General features: G+C 52.6%; 12 protein-coding genes and 1 riboswitch. Of the genes, 5 read left to right on the forward strand and 7 right to left on the reverse strand.

What is annotated here, in order from left to right:
- Positions 1-281: 281 nt before the first annotated feature.
- Positions 282-1163: a glutamate racemase gene (gene murI, locus ACZRKO_RS20950; RefSeq protein WP_463739175.1), complete on the reverse strand. Its 882-nt coding sequence runs from the start codon at positions 1161-1163 to the stop codon at positions 282-284.
- The gene (btuB, locus tag ACZRKO_RS20955) at positions 1108-2988 is read right to left on the reverse strand and encodes a TonB-dependent vitamin B12 receptor BtuB (RefSeq protein WP_463739176.1); all 1881 of its coding nucleotides are present in this window, start codon (positions 2986-2988) and stop codon (positions 1108-1110) included. The genes murI and btuB overlap by 56 nt, the downstream gene beginning before the upstream one ends.
- A gap of 67 nt (positions 2989-3055) precedes the next feature.
- Positions 3056-3313: riboswitch (cobalamin riboswitch) on the reverse strand.
- Between the two features lie 139 nt (positions 3314-3452).
- On the opposite strand from btuB, the gene trmA reads away from it, so the two are divergent.
- The gene (trmA, locus tag ACZRKO_RS20960) at positions 3453-4553 is read left to right on the forward strand and encodes a tRNA (uridine(54)-C5)-methyltransferase TrmA (protein WP_463739177.1); all 1101 of its coding nucleotides are present in this window, start codon (positions 3453-3455) and stop codon (positions 4551-4553) included.
- Positions 4554-4632: 79 nt separating this feature from the next.
- On the opposite strand, the gene bglB is transcribed toward trmA, so the two are convergent.
- The 4 genes from bglB to fabR all read right to left on the reverse strand — a co-directional run bounded on the left by bglB (position 4633) and on the right by fabR (position 8734).
- Positions 4633-5772 carry a beta-galactosidase BglB gene (gene bglB / locus ACZRKO_RS20965; RefSeq protein ID WP_463739178.1) on the reverse strand — a complete coding sequence of 380 codons (1140 nt, stop codon included), beginning with the start codon at positions 5770-5772 and terminating at the stop codon, positions 4633-4635.
- 15 nt (positions 5773-5787) lie between these two features.
- Entirely contained in the window at positions 5788-7383 is a 1596-nt protein-coding gene (locus ACZRKO_RS20970) for an MFS transporter (RefSeq protein WP_463739179.1), read from the reverse strand.
- A 339-nt stretch (positions 7384-7722) separates the two neighbouring features.
- Entirely contained in the window at positions 7723-8082 is a 360-nt protein-coding gene (locus ACZRKO_RS20975; protein ID WP_463739180.1) for a YijD family membrane protein, read from the reverse strand.
- Positions 8057-8734 carry an HTH-type transcriptional repressor FabR gene (fabR, locus tag ACZRKO_RS20980; protein ID WP_463739277.1) on the reverse strand — a complete coding sequence of 226 codons (678 nt, stop codon included), beginning with the start codon at positions 8732-8734 and terminating at the stop codon, positions 8057-8059. Before fabR ends, ACZRKO_RS20975 begins: the two co-directional genes overlap by 26 nt.
- A gap of 212 nt (positions 8735-8946) precedes the next feature.
- On the opposite strand from fabR, the gene sthA reads away from it, so the two are divergent.
- On the forward strand, positions 8947-10347 hold the full coding sequence (gene sthA, locus ACZRKO_RS20985; protein WP_463739181.1) for a Si-specific NAD(P)(+) transhydrogenase: 1401 nt from the start codon (positions 8947-8949) through the stop codon (positions 10345-10347).
- On the opposite strand, the gene oxyR is transcribed toward sthA, so the two are convergent.
- The gene (oxyR, locus tag ACZRKO_RS20990; protein WP_140474711.1) at positions 10330-11250 is read right to left on the reverse strand and encodes a DNA-binding transcriptional regulator OxyR; all 921 of its coding nucleotides are present in this window, start codon (positions 11248-11250) and stop codon (positions 10330-10332) included. The genes sthA and oxyR overlap by 18 nt on opposite strands.
- 171 nt (positions 11251-11421) lie before the next feature.
- On the opposite strand from oxyR, the gene ACZRKO_RS20995 reads away from it, so the two are divergent.
- The 3 genes from ACZRKO_RS20995 (at position 11422) to ACZRKO_RS21005 (ending at position 14897) form a co-directional block, all read left to right on the forward strand.
- The gene (locus tag ACZRKO_RS20995) at positions 11422-12180 is read left to right on the forward strand and encodes a glutathione peroxidase (protein ID WP_463739182.1); all 759 of its coding nucleotides are present in this window, start codon (positions 11422-11424) and stop codon (positions 12178-12180) included.
- Positions 12181-12387: 207 nt separating this feature from the next.
- A complete protein-coding gene (locus ACZRKO_RS21000; RefSeq protein WP_463739183.1) occupies positions 12388-13398 on the forward strand; it encodes a LacI family DNA-binding transcriptional regulator in 1011 nt (336 codons plus the stop codon).
- Between the two features lie 119 nt (positions 13399-13517).
- On the forward strand, positions 13518-14897 hold the full coding sequence (locus tag ACZRKO_RS21005; protein ID WP_463739184.1) for a Sapep family Mn(2+)-dependent dipeptidase: 1380 nt from the start codon (positions 13518-13520) through the stop codon (positions 14895-14897).
- Positions 14898-14900 lie beyond the last annotated feature (3 nt).

Raw genomic sequence — 14900 nt, forward strand, 5'->3', positions numbered from 1 at the left:
ATCGTCTTGTGAGTGCCCACACAGATTGTCTGATAAATTGTTAAAGAGCATGCCGCAGTTCGCAAGGAATCTTATGCGGCGCGGGAGGCGTATATTACGTTTTCCCGCTGAAGAGTCAAGAGATTATTCATTCGAACTTTCATCTTTTTCTCTTCCTGTCCGAGCGACTTCTCAGTCGTTGTTCCCGGTCAGTGGAGGCGCATTATAGGGAGTTCTCAGAAGGCCGCAACCCCTAAAATACAAATAAATTACCGACCGCTGAATCTTTCATCAAAAGGTGTTTAAAGCGGCAATTCCTGGATGCTTTTGAAGCCATATGCCTGTAAAACAGGCAGCAGGATTTCTGTCTCAGGCGTTACTGCCATGCAATACGCCAGACTCTCTATTTCAACACCCTCGTTTTTGGCTGGAATATTCTTATGCGTCGTTTCAATTAACCAATGTGCTCGACGTGCAATTGCTGATCCTGAATCAATCAGTCGTGTTCCGTCCGGTAATACCTGCGCCAGCTCCTCACTTAACAGCGGAAAATGGGTACAGCCGAGAACAACCGTGTCCGGTGGCTCTTGCATGCGTAACCAGGGCTGGAGGATTTTCTTCAATACCGGCAGGGATACCTCAGTACCGTGCAACTTCGCTTCAGCAATTTCCACCAGCTCGGCAGAACCCAACATCAGGATTTTGCAATCCGTCGCAAACCGGGCAATGAGATCGTGAGTATAAGGACGCTGTACGGTTGCGCGCGTTGCCAACAGGCCGACGACACCGTTACGTGTCAGTTTTGCTGCAGGTTTGATAGCAGGAACAACGCCGACGACCGGACAGTCGAATTTGGCACGCAGTGCAGGAAGGGAAACGGTACTCGCGGTATTACAGGCGATAACAATAATAGAGAGAGGATGACGCGCTGCCACTGCGCTAACAATCTCGACCACGCGCTCGACAATAAACTCTTCGGACTTTTCGCCATAAGGGAAAGCCACATTATCGAATGCATATATATAGTGAAGGTCCGGCAGCATCTGCCGGACTTCATGATAAACCGATAGCCCGCCGACGCCGGAGTCAAACACCAGCACCGTCGGGCGGTCAGGAATTATCGAGCTGTCAGAAGGTATAGCTTCCAGTGAGGTAGTATTCACGTCCTGGTGTTTCGTAGCCATAAACCGTCTCATAATCTTTATCTAAGAGGTTGGCAATTCTACCACGAACGGTCAGATGTGACGTCACCGGATATGACACCGCCAGATCCCACAAGCTGACACCACCGAGTTTCACATTCTCGTTGGTATTGAAATCTGTGTCATAACGCTCACCCAGATATTGATAATTGATCGACCAGTCGAAATCAGCCATCGTCCAGTCCAGCTGGTATTTCGCTTGCTGTTTGGCACGACGCAATAAGATCTCGTTGGTCTCAGCATTGCGCGGATCTAAATATTCCAGTGTGATGCCGTGATGCACAGGACCGGTGTCAAAGTTACCCGTCCATTCCACGCCTTTAATCGTTGCTTTATCGACGTTGTAATAACCTTGCTGCTGATTGTAGTAACTGATCATCTGATCGATGTCGTTACGATAGGCGGACAAACGCCAGTCCAGCGGACCGGTCAGACCTTCCAGCCCGCCTTCCCACTCTTTACTCTCTTCTGGCTTCAGGTTGGGGTTACCGCCAAAGCTGCCATAGAGTTGCCCCAGATTCGGTGCTTTGAACGCCGTACCATAGGAAGCGATGAAACGGTAGCCGTCGATGAACTCCCATGCCGCGCTGCTTTGCCAGGTGCCGTGTGAACCAAACTGCGAGTTATCATCATTACGTACTGCCCCTTCGAGCGTAAAATCACTCACCTTCTGCTGGGCCGTAACATACACGCCGGTATTGTGCTGGGTATAACCATCGGTAATGTAGTTGGTGCCCGGCTGAGTGCTGAGTTCCTGCCAGTCAGCACCCGCGCTGACTGCACCCTGCCCAACCTGGAAGGTATTACCCCATTGCAGGTTGTACTGGTCAGAATCATCAAGGGTGGCAGAAGCAGAATACGGGCCGTATTTCGGATCGTAGTTATAGTCTTTGGTATGACTATAACTGCCGCTGAACTGGGTAGAGTAGATCCCTTGCTGGAAACGTAACCCAGTGTCGTACGTGCGGCTATATAACTGACGCGTATCTGGCAGCGCATCAGGGTGAGCCGGATCGGCATAGCTGTAGGTGCCGTCATAGGCGGTGCGGTTATCAAAACCGTATGCGCGGGCAAAACCGCTGAACTGTTCATTGAACTGGTGTTCAAGCCCGGCCCAAAGGGTCTTACTCATGAAGCCATCGCGGTCAGGCTGACGCGGGTCGCCGTAGTTATCCGGCAAGTTGGCTACGACGTCGGTGCCTTTAGTGTAGGTGTAGTTTCCTGCCACCGTTGCGACAGTGTTTTCCCCCAGTTTCTGTTGGGTAGAACCGCCATAGGTCTGGTAACCATTAGAGCCGATACCTGTCGTCAGCGTGGTACCCAGTTTATCGCGGGTGGTAATAATGTTAACCACACCACCGATGGCATCAGAGCCATACACAGCCGAACGCGGACCGCGAATAAACTCGATGCGCTGCACCAGAGAAATCGGAATTTGGCTAAGATCGACAGCACCGGAGACGCCGGCCTGATTTAAACGCACGCCATCCATCAGCACTAATGTGTGGCTGGAGTTGGTGCCGCGAACGAACAAAGAACTTTGCTGCCCCATTCCGCCATTCTGTGCAATATCCACCCCCGGTAAGCGGCGTAAGACATCCACCACCGATGTGGACTGCCAACGGTCAATATCATCACGGGTGACAATATCCATTGGCGCTAATACGGATGAGACTGGCTGTGGAAAACGGTTGGCGGTAACAACGAGGTCGTCGCTGTTATCAGAAGAAGGGGTACTGCCTTGCGCCCACCCTGAAAAAGCTGTGACAGATAATACCGTCAGCAGCGCGTGCTTTTTAATTGTCATGAATCGAGCATCCAAACTTAATTGGCGGATGCCGCAGAAAGACACCGGCGTTTTCGCGACGACAGTGAAGTTGCGACGTAATATCGGCAGGTTTTCGGACTTAGGATTTGTTGGTTATTAAAGAAAGAAATAATAAACCGCCACCGGGCGATGACTTCCCATCTCCTCTTTTCTTTCCCTTATAAATAAAGAATAAGAAGAAGACAGTGTCTGCATAATGAATGTGCTATCGCCGTGCTTTCCCCATACCGCTGCGCGCCAGTTCCGGATTCACACCGGATTCCCTTTTAACTCAGTTATTGAGGCCGAATGGCATCCTACGATCAACCCGTTTGGAAATCCAGACATCCATCGTAGAGAAAGCCCTTTCCCCGGAAATGACGACAAGACTGGACATACCGGGGACATTCCCTAAAATCCCCCGCAAAGTTCGCCCATTTACTCCCAGTTAGACGAGAAAACCGATGACGCCTGAAAACCTGCCCATTGAACAATACGACGACCAACTGGCGGAAAAGACCGCACGTCTCACGGCGATGATGTCGCCCTTTAATGCGCCGCAGCCTGACGTTTTCCGTTCGCCAGTCAGCCATTACCGTATGCGCGCCGAGTTTCGCGTCTGGCATGACGAAGGCGATCTGTACCACATCATGTTTGATCAGCAGACCAAAGCCCGCGTGCGGGTGGACCAGTTCCCTGCTGCCAGCGAGATCATCAACCGTTTGATGCCTGCCCTTATCGCTGCAATCAAACAAGACCCCGTCCTGCGTCGTAAAATCTTCCAGATTGATTATCTGTCTACCCGCAGCGGCAAAGTGATTGCATCACTGCTTTACCATCGCAAGTTGGATGACGAATGGACACAGGCCGCCACCGTATTGCGCGACCAACTGCGTGAGCAGGGTTTTGATATTCAGCTGATTGGCCGTGCGTCTAAAACTAAAATTATGCTGGATCAGGACTATATCGATGAGGTTTTACCCGTTGCTGGCCGCGACATGATTTACCGTCAGGTAGAAAACAGCTTCACCCAACCCAATGCTGAAATGAATATTCAGATGCTCGAGTGGGCGCTGGATGTGACCGAAGGGTCAACCGGTGATTTGCTGGAGCTTTACTGCGGAAACGGTAACTTTTCTCTGGCACTGGCACGTAACTTTAACCGCGTGCTGGCAACTGAAATCGCCAAACCGTCAGTGGCTGCCGCGCAGTACAACATTGCGGCTAACCATATCGACAACGTGCAAATTATCCGCATGGCCGCAGAAGACTTCACCCAGGCGATGAACGGCGTGCGCGAATTCCGCCGCCTGAAAGACATCGAACTGACCGCCTATAACTGCAATACGATTTTTGTCGATCCACCGCGCAGCGGGCTGGATGACGATACAGTGAAAATGGTGCAGGGTTACGACCGCATCCTTTATATCTCCTGTAACCCTGAAACGCTGAGCGCCAATCTCGACACGCTGAGCCAGACACACCGTCTGACCAAACTCGCGCTGTTCGATCAATTCCCGTACACGCACCATATGGAATGCGGCGTCTTGCTGGAAAAGATCTGACCGGCGGATACTGAGCTTAAATAAGAGAATGGGCACCCGGCGTGCCCATTTTTATTGAGAAGATCGACCTCTCTCCTTTTTACAGATACACCCGCAGATACTCTGACAGACACAAAATCGCCATCGCCTGCCCGTAAGGCATAGATGTCAGCGCAATTTGACGATAGAAATCCAGATCCTTCCCCATCGCCGTGCCGAAAGAGGTTTGCGTCAGCTCGCCCGCCGGATTGATATGCTTAATTACGCCCCGGATGGCTTTCTCCGCCACCGGCGCATAAGACGCATCGATATAACGCTTACGCACCGCTTTCAAAATCCCGTAGCCGAAACCTGCCGTCGCCGAGCTTTCGAGATAAGAGTGCGGGTCATCGAGCAGCGTGTGCCACAGGCCACTTGCGTCCTGGCACTTCGCCAGTGCGGCCACCTGACTCTCCAGCACCTGCAATAAATAGCGGCGGGTGGCGTTATTCTCCGGTAAATCGACCAGTTCGAGGAATTCCGGAATAGCGATCGTCAGCCAGCTATTCCCACGCGCCCATCGGGCATGGGCAAAGTTATGGTGGCCGTCGAAAGTCCAGCCGTGGAACCACAGGCCAGTTTCCCGGTCCATCAGATACTGCACATGCACCAGGAACTGATAGGTCGCTTCATCAATATATTCAGGTTTATCCAGCAGCTTGCCGATTTTCGCCAGCGGCAGGACGCTCATCATCAGCGTGTCATCCCACATCTGCTGATAGTTTTCATTGTTATAAACAATGTGCTGCATCGCGCCTTTATCGGTGCGCGGCATCTCGTACATTACCCACTCCGCCCAGCGCTCCAGATAAGGGCGCCATACCGGATTGCCGGTTTCCTCATAACGATACGCCAGCGTCAGAAACGGACTCATGGTATTCACGTTTTTGGTCGGCGTGCCCTCGGCCAACCGTGCAGTGAACCAGTCATCAATAATGGCGCGCATCTGCTCGTCACCCGTCTGCTGGTAATACTGATAAATCCCGTACAAGCCGATACCATGCGTCCACTCCCAGCCCGCCCAGCCTTTGGTGTCGATCACCCGGCCATCATCAAGACGCAACAGAAACTCACCGGTTTTATCTTCGATGTTCACAAGATTGTCAGTCACTTTGCGGATCAGCCCCTGCAACTCGCTGCGAGAAATAAAATGCTCTGGCTGTCTCAGTAATGCGCTGTGTTTCACTTCAAAAACTTGCATGCGGTTCTCCTTGGATTATAAACGGTGGCCGGACTGCTGAACCGGCAAACCGGCAGCGGTTTCGGGAGTCAATTTTTGCGGCGGCGGATTGTGGCGATGCAAATAGCCAATATTGTTATTGCCCCACAGCGATTCGTATTTCATTCCCGTTAACACTTCAACCGTGGCGCGATCTTCGGGCGTGATCTGCTCAGGCACAATGCGGTTGGCGTCACGCATCTTCTGCGTTTCCTGCACCAGCACGCCGTGGGTTTTCAAATTGAGGCGAAAATAGAGGGAAATAATGAAGCCCATGGTCAGCATTACCAGCGAGCCTATCGTCAGCACGCCCAGAATGGTGTGCCCCACCGACGGCAGTTGTTCCGTTTTGCCTGAAACAAAACCCGCCAGTTGCAAAATAATCCCCACCAGCATGACGGCACCAGCCTGTGAGGCTTTACGGGTGAGCGTCATCACACCCGCGAAGATGCCCTCGCGGCGCTGGCCGGTGATGGTTTCATCGACGTCAGCAATGTAGGTATAGATATTCCACGGCACATAGTTGATGCCACCCCGTCCGAGGCCAGCCAGTGCTGAAATCAGTAACAGCAGCGACATGGAGTCACTCATGTTGGTGAAATAGAGGACGCCGTAGGAGATCACCGCCAGTGCAAAAAGCGTCACCGCCAGCCGGTAAGAGGGCGCAGGCCCGAAGCGGATACAGAGCGGGATCATGGCGATAACCGCCACAAATTGCAGAATCGCCATCATGCCCATCAGGTTCGACGCCACGGTGGCGCTTTGCATCAGCACGAACACCACGTAATACGTAAACACTGCGTTGAAAACATCCTGAGCAATATAGCCGCCAAGATACAAACCGAGATGCTGCCGGAAAATCTTGATACGCAGCGTCGAAGAGAGCTCCACTTTCAGGCGTTTCAGGCTTTGTGCCAGCGTGAGCTGCTGCCGTTCCCGCTCAATCTTCAGCATGGCTTCAGACTTAAGTGCTTCCGGACGCTCCCAGGTGAAGAAATACACCAGCGTCAGCACCAGCGCGCATATCACAGAGAACACCAGGCTCGAGTAGAAAAAGGAAATCGGATTATCTTTACCGAGGTGCGAAAGCAGAATGCCCGGCAGGAACGCGGCCAGAATTGCTGACAACTGCGCCAGGGCAATACGGGCACCGGAAAATTTGGTTTTCTGTTTGAAATCGTCGGTCATTTCCGGCACCAGCGTTTCATAGGGCACCAGAATCATGGTGTAGACGATATCGAACAGCAGATAGGTCAGCAGATAGTAGACGTATCCCATATCGCCAACCCACATAAAGCTGTAGCTAAAAACGCAGGGAATACCGAGAAGAATGAAGAATTTTCGACGCCCAAAGCGTTTACCGAGCCAGGTTCCGCCAAAGTTATCCGTGAGATAACCCATTAGCGGGCTGAGGACGGCATCCGCCACACGGGCGGTGGCGAAAATAAAGGTGGCTTCGATAGGACTCAGGCCACAAAACGTCGTGTAGAAATAGAGCAGCCAGGCCGCCGTCAGCGCCGTAGTGCCTGCGCCGAGAAAATCCCCGGAGCCGTAGGCCAGATAATTCAATAATCCGATTTCCCGTGTTTTCATTGCCGTCATGCCCCTGATTGAATCACCGTTACGTGTTGGCAGAATGCGCACAGCCCACGGCCGTTCCGCCATGATTCAAATTAGCGAGGGGTGGCGATGAAAACCTTTCTGGTTTTGCCACCCGCGATGACTTTATGGCAAAAAAACGAAGATGTGGACGATCAACGTCTAATTATTGAGCATGGGTTTTATTTTAATGAAACAGCGGTTCATTAATCCATTTCCGGCAAGCAATGGCGACATGTCGGTTTGACGGAAATAAAAAGGGCAGCCCGCAGGCTGCCCTTATAATGCTATCCGCTAACGCTTTTGAGTAAGCGACAGCGCAGGAAGATTCAATCACATACTTTGCGATTTACGCTTCTTCAGTTTGATACCCACCCAGAAGATCAGCACGACGCAAATTACCGACGGCAGGAAGTTGGATCCAATTTGCGGATACTCGGCCCGTACAATCGTGCTGTAAAGCAATATCCCCAGCAGGAAACAGAGCGCAGATAATGTCGGCAAGCCTGTGGGCATCTCACCTTTGTGGTAACGCAGGTGCAGGCAATAGACGGCCAGCACCAGTGCAATAATTGGGAAAACAGAGAAAGTAACAACGGAGCTAAACAACGCGTCGAACGTGCCGCTGATCGACAGTCCGGAAATCAAAGCCAGGACCAGGGTGCCATTATCCTGGTTCGGTTGTTCGGTCATTTTCTGTACCTCTGGGCTTATTGATTGGAGACACCGCCGTTCTTTCCTGCTGACGGCGGTACCAGTAATACGCGCCTTTAGAAATCATCCGCAACTGGAGCACCAGCCTCTCTTCCAGCTGACGCCGCTGAGCAATATCGACATCCAGCGCTTCGGCACCGGCGTTGAAGACGATGATCACCATGGCTTCTGCCTGCGCTTCAGTAAAACTGCGCGGCATATGGTTTTCGAGTTGCAAATAGTCGGCAAGTTCCGCAATGAAGTGCTGAATTTCGCGTGCTACGGCGGCACGAAAAGCCGAAGATGTACCGGAACGTTCACGCAACAGTAGACGGAAGGCGTTGGGATTATTGCCAATGAACTCCATAAAAGTGGAAACAGAAGTGCGGATCACGCTGCCGCCTTTGGCAATACGCTGGCGCGCCTGACGCATCAGTTGACGAAGCATTAAACCGCTCTCATCTACCATTGTCAGGCCGAGTTCATCGACGTCACGGAAATGCCGGTAGAATGAGGTCGGCGCGATCCCGGCCTCGCGGGACACCTCACGCAAACTCAAACTGGCAAAGCTGCGTTCGGCACTGAGTTGGCTGAACGCCGCCTCAATCAGTGAGCGACGCGTGCGCTCTTTTTGTTGTGCTCTTACGCCCATAACCTTCATACGGAGTCTTTTCTTCTTATTAGCTGTTAGCCCAATGCCATTTCACTATACCAAAGTTTTTGATCGGCTGAGGTAAAGAAACTACAGCATAAAATGGGTCAGAATGTTGCGGTTTTCCCACGATTTGACAACTGCATGTAGGGGAAATCGGACTAATATGTTACTTTCTCGTTGTTATTTTGTATAAAAATAGGTTTCGAACCATGCAACAGCAATCTCATTTTGATGCCATCATCATTGGCTCAGGCCCGGGCGGAGAAGGCGCCGCAATGGGACTGGTTAAACAAGGGGCCAGAGTTGCGGTCATTGAACGCTATAATAACGTCGGTGGCGGCTGTACTCACTGGGGAACCATCCCTTCCAAGGCCCTGCGCCACGCCGTCAGCAGAATTATCGAATTCAACCAAAATCCGCTCTATAGCGACAACTCGCGCACCATGAGCTCGAGTTTCCCCGACATTTTACGTCACGCCGATTCTGTGATTAATCAGCAGACCCGTATGCGTCAGGGCTTCTATGAGCGCAATCAGTGCCAGCTTTTCTCAGGTGATGCCAGCTTTGTTGACGAACATACCATCAGTGTTCGCTATGCCGATGGCACGCATGAACAACTCACTGCCGATAACATCATTATCGCCTGCGGCTCACGCCCTTACCGTCCGCACGACGTGGACTTCAACCATCCGCGCATTTACGACAGCGACTTAATTCTTGAACTGAGCCACGAGCCACGTCACGTCATTATTTATGGCGCAGGCGTTATCGGCTGCGAATATGCGTCGATCTTCCGCGGACTCAACGTAAAAGTCGACTTAATCAACACCCGTGACCGCTTACTGTCGTTCCTCGATCAGGAGATGTCAGACGCCCTTTCCTATCACTTCTGGAATAACGGTGTCGTCATCCGCCACAACGAAGAGTTCGAGAAGATCGAAGGGGTCGAAGATGGCGTGATCATGCATCTTAAATCCGGCAAGAAAGTGAAAGCGGATGCCCTGCTATATGCCAACGGACGCACCGGTAACACCGACAAACTCGGGCTTGAAAATATCGGCCTGGTCGCCGACAGCCGCGGCCTGCTGAAAGTAAACAGCATGTATCAGACTGCACTGTCGCATATTTACGCGGTCGGCGATGTGATTGGCTACCCGAGTCTGGCTTCTGCCGCTTACGACCAAGGACGCATTGCCGCGCAGGCGATGATCCAGGGTGAGGCAAAAGTACACTTAATCGAAAATATTCCGACCGGTATTTATACCATTCCGGAAATCAGCTCCGTCGGCAAAACCGAGCAGGAACTGACGGCGATGAAGGTGCCTTACGAAGTGGGCCGCGCTCAGTTTAAACATCTTGCCCGAGCACAAATTGCCGGTATGAATGTGGGGAGTCTGAAGCTGCTCTTCCATCGTGAAACCAAGCAAATCTTGGGTATTCACTGCTTTGGAGAGCGTGCGGCGGAAATCATCCACATCGGTCAGGCGATCATGGAACAGAAAGGCGAAGGTAATACCATCGAGTATTTCGTTAATACGACCTTCAACTATCCGACCATGGCCGAAGCCTACCGCGTTGCTGCACTAAACGGATTAAACCGCCTGTTTTAATGCAGCGGCTTCCATGTGCGCCTGCATGTGAACTTTGATAGCTTCGGCAAGCTGCTCATAACGGCCACGCAGCGGGGAGCCGGGACGATACACCAGAGCAATGGTGCGTCTCGGTTCCGGTTTGTCGCACACCAGATAGGTTACGCCATCACGACTGCGCTCTTTAGGTACGGCAAGCGCGGGTAACAGCGTAATGCCGCTGCCTGCGGCGACCATATTGCGCAGCGTTTCAAGACTGGTGGCGCGAAAATGCGTATCTTCATCAGCCCCGGCCTGGAAACAAAAGCCCAGCGCCTGATCGCGCAGACAGTGCCCATCTTCCAGCATCAATAACTTTTCACCGGCCAGATCGGCCATAGCAACGCGGTCGCGCGACGCCCACGGATGTTCATCGTAAATCGCCAATTTCATCGGCTCATCAAACAGCGGCACTTCGATAAAGGCTTCGCTCTCTTTGACCAGCGCTAAAATCGCACAGTCGAGCTTGCCGCTGTCGAGCTGCGCCAGCAGTTGCTGGGTCTGCGCTTCGTGCAGGTACATCTCAAGCTTTGGAAAGGTTTTGTGCAGCGTGGGGATAATTTGTGGCAGCAGATAAGGCCCGACGGTCGGAATAAGCCCGATATGCAGCGGGCCTGACATCGCCTCGCCCTGTTGGCTGGCCATCTCGCGCAGCACTTTGACTTCCCGCAGTATGGTCCGCGCCTGATCCACCAACAACAAACCTGCCTGGGTGAATAACACCTTGCGGCTGGTTCTTTCCAGCAGCATCACGCCAAGTTCATCTTCCAGCTTGCGGATTTGTCCGCTTAATGTCGGCTGGCTCACATGACAAGAATCAGCGGCACGGCGAAAATGACGAAACTCAGCCAGTGCGACCAAATACTCTAAATCCCGAATATTCATTAATCCTCCATTCCCATAACGGGTCGCGACGATAGCTCGCGGCGATAGATAAGATAGCAATCAACGATTATAACTATCAACAACAATCGTCAATAATGTCCCCCATCGAAACGGCACAGCCAAAAATTCAGTTTTATTTGTTTTTTATTAATAAAAATTAAGAGGTTATTCATGTTTGCAAGCCACGAAGGGAAACAAGTACCGCAAGTTACGTTCCATACCCGTCAGGGCGATCAATGGGTGGATCTCAGCAGTAATGAGCTGTTTAAAAATAAGACCGTGATCGTGTTTTCACTGCCGGGTGCCTTTACTCCGACCTGCTCTTCAAGCCATTTGCCACGCTACAATGAACTGGCTGGCGTATTTAAGCGCCACGGCGTAGACAGCATCCTGTGCGTTTCCGTCAACGATACTTTTGTCATGAATGCCTGGAAGGCCGAGCAGAGCGCCGCCAACATCACTTTCATTCCTGACGGCAACGGTGAATTCACTAAAGGCATGGGCATGCTGGTTGAGAAAGCTGACTTAGGCTTTGGTCCGCGCTCATGGCGTTACTCCATGTTGGTGCGTAACGGCGTGGTTGAGAAAATGTTTGTCGAACCGAATAAGCCGGGCGACCCGTTTGAAGTGTCCGATGCCGACACCATGCTGAAATATCTGGCTCCGGATTTTAAAGTGCAGGAATCCGTGTCGATCTTCACCAAACCGGGCTGTCCGTTCTGCTCGAAAGCGAAACAAATGCTGCAGGAACGCGGCATGCAGTATGAAGAAATTGTATTAGGTAAAGATGCGACGACAGTCAGTCTGCGCGCCGTAACAGGCCGCGCAACGGTGCCACAAGTCTTTATCGGAGGTCGCCACATCGGGGGAAGCGACGATCTGGATGTCTATCTGAACAGCGAAGCAGAAGTGTGCGAAGTCGCACAATAAGACGACGCGTCAGGTTAGGAATTATCAAAATAAATGAAAGATGTATGACTACGTGAACATTCGGCGGGCCTGGTGCCCGCCTTTTTTTCATCTTAAAACCAGAGTACAGAAACCAGAGCTTGCCGCATTTTTTCTTCCGCCATTCCTGAGACACTTCCTGCCTGACCTTTCATCATTCGCCATAAGAATAAAAACGCGCTTAACCTCATGATCACAAAGCCGCTGCGCCATAAAATTACTCAACAGGATGTCGCCACACTGGCCGGCGTTTCAGTCACCACCGTTTCGTTGGTACTTGGGGGTAAAGGCCGCATTTCGCCGGAGAGCGTCTCAAGGATTTATCAGGCTATCGATACGCTGGGCTATCAGCGGAAGGCCGATCCCGTGGTATTGCCGGGCATGGTCGGCATCATCCTGCCTTATCATTGCCACTTTTCTTCCCGTTTGCTTCCTGCGCTTTCTCAGGCATTACAGCATACGGGCAAGTCAGTGAGCCTCATTTACAGCGAGACTTCCGACGCCGCATTACGGGACGCCAGTAATAAATTGCTGGCTCAGGGCGTCTGTGGGCTGGTGTTATGTGGTCAGTTTAGCGGTGCCGCCACCTTGAGGCTCAGAACGCTGGCACGCCATATTGCGCTGGTCGGCCTGATGCCGCATTTGGGGTCCGGAGCGATTCCGGCGATCTGTCCAGATAATGCTCAGGCAGCGCAGCTGGCGGTAGAAAACTTGCTGAGTCAGCAACATACCGCTATCGCGTATCTGGGTGGTGAGAGCAATTCGCTGGTCCGGGCCGAACGGCTCGGTGGTCTGGCGAACGCGCTGGGTAAGGCGGGACTGGCCTTCAATCCGGCACTGAGTTTGCCCTGCCCGGAGACCTTCTCAGAAGCCTCGCAGGCAACGGACCAACTGTTGAAACAGCAACCGCGACCGACGGCAATACTCTGTGATAACCCCACCGTGTTGCTTGCTGCGCACCATGTGCTGTCCGGCGGCAGCCACGCCAGCAAATGGCGCCTGTTTTCCCGCCCCTTAACCCTCACGGGTTTTGGTGAATCTGACGAAGCACAAAAGCTGGCCCTTCCTCTGGTGAGCATTCCCCTGACCTCTCTGGCCGCTCGCACAACGGAGTGTCTGCAATACCAACTCAAGGGTGAAACCCTTTCTTGTGACGATCCGCGTTTAATCGTTGCCAGTAGCTCACTTCCTGTCAGGTAAAATTTCTACCCCATAAAATTTTACCTGTTTTATTTATCATTCCTACACCGCACCTTTTGACCCTTTCCTGCTCAGAGCCGATGCTGTGGTTAATCTTTACCCAACCGCACAGGATTTGGATGACTGACTTTGCCAGACTGGCTCAACAACGGATTGATGAATTTCTGCATCTGCTGAAAGAGTGGATCGCGATCCCCTCGGCGTTTGATGCTGACACTCGCAGCGAAAGCCAGCCTTTTGGTCAGGGGGTCAGCGAAGCGCTGGCCTGGTGGAAAAACCTCGGCGACTGCGCTGGACTCAGCACGCTCGATGTCGATGGCCACGCCGTGCACATCGAATACGGCTCGGGTGACGAGATTGTGTACGTTTTCGGCCACTGTGACGTTGTCCCTGCCGGTGAAGGTTGGCATCACCCTCCCTATCAGCTGACCCGGTTGGGCGACAAGTTGATTGGCCGCGGCGTGATGGATGATAAAGGCCCGATGATTGCCGCCTGGCTGGCACTGGATATTTTGCGCGAACTGAAGTTGCCGCTGCGCCGCCGGATCCGGCTGGTCGCAGGCGGCAATGAAGAAACGGGATTTCGCTGTATACGCCGCTATTTTCATTCACAACCTCACCCCACCTTTGCCTTCACCCCGGACGCTAAATTCCCGGTGATTTATGGAGAGAAAGGGTCACTGCTGGTGCATATCACGGTGCCTGTCGATCAACCTTTGTTACAGGTCAGCTGCGGCAGCGTGGTGAACACCATCCCCAGTATGGCACGGATCGGCGGGCTGCCGCTGGCGACCTCAGCATGGTATTTAGCGGAAGGCTTTACCCTGATTGCCGAGCCGCATGGTCACTATCAGTTGCACGGTCATGGTGGCCACTCGTCAAAACCGGAACCCTGCCTGAACCCGATTCAGGCCACCAGCCAGTTACTGGATCAGCTGTATCACACTGGCTGGAGCGCGCAGTTACGTGAAATCACCGATGAGCATTACGGGCAGAGCGGTGTGCGCTTTGGTCTGGATCAACAGGGAGAGTGCGGAAAAATCCTGTTGGTCCCCACGGTGCTTAACATCGCCAACGGCAAAATGCGTCTGACGCTGAACGTCCGTTACCCGGAAAATCTCAGCGCGGACACTATTTATCAGCAACTGAGCTGCTGGAGCAGCCGCTGGCCAGCCAGCCAATTGACGATGGAACCGGTGAAGTCCCCCAGTTTGTATCCGCCAGATAGCCAGCTGGTACGCACCCTGCACGATATCTATGTCCGCCACACCGGCGACAGCACTCATCCGTCACGCACCACCGGTGCCGGAAGCTATGCCAGCGAAATGCGTAACGCGGTGATTTTCGGCTGCGAATTTCCCGATGGCTCTTCCGGAAATACCCATGGCGCAGACGAATTCGGCAGCTTATGCCGCTTCGTCAGCGCCATCGGCATGTACGCCGAAGCCCTGTATCAGCTGGCAAATTTGCCAGCGTCTTCTGACCATCCTGAGAGGTAAAAA

This window comes from Ewingella sp. C233 (assembly GCF_055407225.1).

Bases quoted from the DNA above. Each gene is read 5' to 3' on its own strand.
- murI (WP_463739175.1), bottom strand. From the start codon at position 1,163: ATGGCTACGAAACACCAGGACGTGAATACTACCTCACTGGAAGCTATA.
- btuB (WP_463739176.1), bottom strand. From the start codon at position 2,988: ATGACAATTAAAAAGCACGCGCTGCTGACGGTATTATCTGTCACAGCT.
- trmA (WP_463739177.1), top strand. From the start codon at position 3,453: ATGACGCCTGAAAACCTGCCCATTGAACAATACGACGACCAACTGGCG.
- bglB (WP_463739178.1), bottom strand. From the start codon at position 5,772: ATGCAAGTTTTTGAAGTGAAACACAGCGCATTACTGAGACAGCCAGAG.
- ACZRKO_RS20970 (WP_463739179.1), bottom strand. From the start codon at position 7,383: ATGAAAACACGGGAAATCGGATTATTGAATTATCTGGCCTACGGCTCC.
- ACZRKO_RS20975 (WP_463739180.1), bottom strand. From the start codon at position 8,082: ATGACCGAACAACCGAACCAGGATAATGGCACCCTGGTCCTGGCTTTG.
- fabR (WP_463739277.1), bottom strand. From the start codon at position 8,734: ATGGGCGTAAGAGCACAACAAAAAGAGCGCACGCGTCGCTCACTGATT.
- sthA (WP_463739181.1), top strand. From the start codon at position 8,947: ATGCAACAGCAATCTCATTTTGATGCCATCATCATTGGCTCAGGCCCG.
- oxyR (WP_140474711.1), bottom strand. From the start codon at position 11,250: ATGAATATTCGGGATTTAGAGTATTTGGTCGCACTGGCTGAGTTTCGT.
- ACZRKO_RS20995 (WP_463739182.1), top strand. From the start codon at position 11,422: ATGTTTGCAAGCCACGAAGGGAAACAAGTACCGCAAGTTACGTTCCAT.
- ACZRKO_RS21000 (WP_463739183.1), top strand. From the start codon at position 12,388: ATGATCACAAAGCCGCTGCGCCATAAAATTACTCAACAGGATGTCGCC.
- ACZRKO_RS21005 (WP_463739184.1), top strand. From the start codon at position 13,518: ATGACTGACTTTGCCAGACTGGCTCAACAACGGATTGATGAATTTCTG.